Origin of the sequence: Streptomyces sp. (genome assembly GCF_019510245.1) — a bacterium.
Classification (GTDB): domain Bacteria; phylum Actinomycetota; class Actinomycetes; order Streptomycetales; family Streptomycetaceae; genus Streptomyces.
Genome location: NZ_JAEKKT010000511.1, coordinates 1 through 1677 on the forward strand (window position 1 = coordinate 1; position 1677 = coordinate 1677).

Annotated in this window: 1 protein-coding gene and 1 pseudogene; one reads left to right on the plus strand and one right to left on the minus strand. The window is 74.2% G+C overall.

What is annotated here, in order from left to right:
• Positions 1 to 256, plus strand: a 256-nt coding sequence (locus JF597_RS54815; RefSeq protein ID WP_294014673.1) for an NTP pyrophosphohydrolase, incomplete at its 5' end; no start/stop codon positions are given.
• A gap of 79 nt (positions 257 to 335) precedes the next feature.
• On the opposite strand, the pseudogene JF597_RS54820 reads toward JF597_RS54815, so the two are convergent.
• Positions 336 to 1677, minus strand: a pseudogene (locus tag JF597_RS54820) (glycosyltransferase family 39 protein); the annotation flags it as partial.

Sequence of the window (1677 nt, forward strand, 5' to 3'; positions counted from 1 at the left end):
GGCGGCGGACGGGCTCCCGGGGCTGGAGGGTGCGGTGGAGATCGTGCTGGTGGTGGAGGGGGCGGCTCGGGAGGTGGAGTCCGTGCCGGGGGTCCGGGTGGAGTCGGCGGCGGGGAGCGGCGACGATCGGATGGTGGAGCTGGTGGCGGAGGCGGGTGAGCGCCCGGTGCTGGTGGTCACCGCGGATCGTGAACTTCGGCGCAGGGTCGGGGAGTTGGGGGCGGAGGTGGCGGGGCCGCGGACGGTTCGCCCCTGAGCGCCTTCCGATGTGCCGCGCTGTGTGGTCTGGCGGCTGCGGGTTCGTCGTGGCTGGTCGCGCAGCCGACAACGCACCCCTACCGCCGTTTCACATACAGCACCGCCCCATCCACCGTCCCCACCTCCTCGTACCCCGCCGCCAGCAACCGCCGGAGGCCCCGCACCCGTTCCGGCGCGTACGGCTTGCCGCGGGAGTCGTCCACCACCAGGGCCGCCGAGACCGCCTCCCGCCGGAACACCGTCCACGTACCCCGCACGGCATACCGCTCCCCCACCCGCCCGCCGTCCCGGCCCCCGCTGTAGTTCGTGAGGAGACCCGCCGTCAGATAGCGGGTGGCCGGGGCCCGGTCCGCCAGCCAGTACGTCTCCGGGTGCATCCCCCAGATCAGGACCGGATCGTCCGGCGGCGTCCGGGACGACACCGCCTGTGCGACACGGCGTGCGTGGTCGAGGTCGGTGCGAGGGGCCAGCACACCCCACGTCAGGAACAGCGCGCACGCGCAGGCCGAGGTGAGCAGCGCCGTGATCGTGCGGTCGTACGGCAGCGCGCGCAGCGCCCCCGTGGCCAGGAGCGCGGCCGGCGGGAGGAGTTGGAGGTAGTAGTGGCCGAAGAAGTGGAGGCCGAGCAGCACCGCTGCCGCCGACGCGAGCAGCCACAGCCACAGATCGGCGGTCGGTGCGCGCCGGGCCCGTACGACAGGAGCGATCAGGCCCGCGCAGGCCACCGCCACGATCCCGGTGTTGACCAAACCCCTTGCCAGTACGTGGAGTTCGGAGCCGGTCAGCGTCGCGTACGCTCCCGAACCCGTCACCGTCTAGAACAGGAGGCCCGCCGGGTCCGTCGCCAGCGCCGCGCACAGCACCGGCGCCAACGCCCCCGCCATGAGCCACCGCACACCCCGACGCCCCGCGCCCGAGGCGACGTACAGCCAGAGGACCGGCAGCAGCACCGCCCCGCCCGTCTGCTTCGTGAGGAACGCGCACGCGACCGCCGTTCCCGCCGCGCCCCAGCGCCGCCGGTCCGCGCACCACATCGCGGCGGCCGTGCAGGGCAGGAGGAACACCTCGAAGGTCGCGGCCTGCGCGTCCTCGGGGTTCAGGCCGACGGAGATCAGCAGATACAGCGCTCCGGCGGTACGGCCGGACGTGTCGCCCCAGCGGCGGCGGGCCAGGGAGGCCAGCAGGGCGGCGGTGAGGAGTTGGGCCAGGACCGCCAGGACCCGCACCCCGGCCAGCGTGCCGGAGCCCGTCACCGCGAACGCGGCCTCGTAGAGCCACGGCACGAAGGGCGGCTTGCGGTCGACGACCGTCTCGTAGAGCTGCCCGCCCTGCGCCAACAGCCGTGCCTGCACGGCGAGATAGCCCTCGTCCGGGTTCCAGAGGGGGCGCGTGAAGGACGGGACTCGCGTCGCGCAGGCC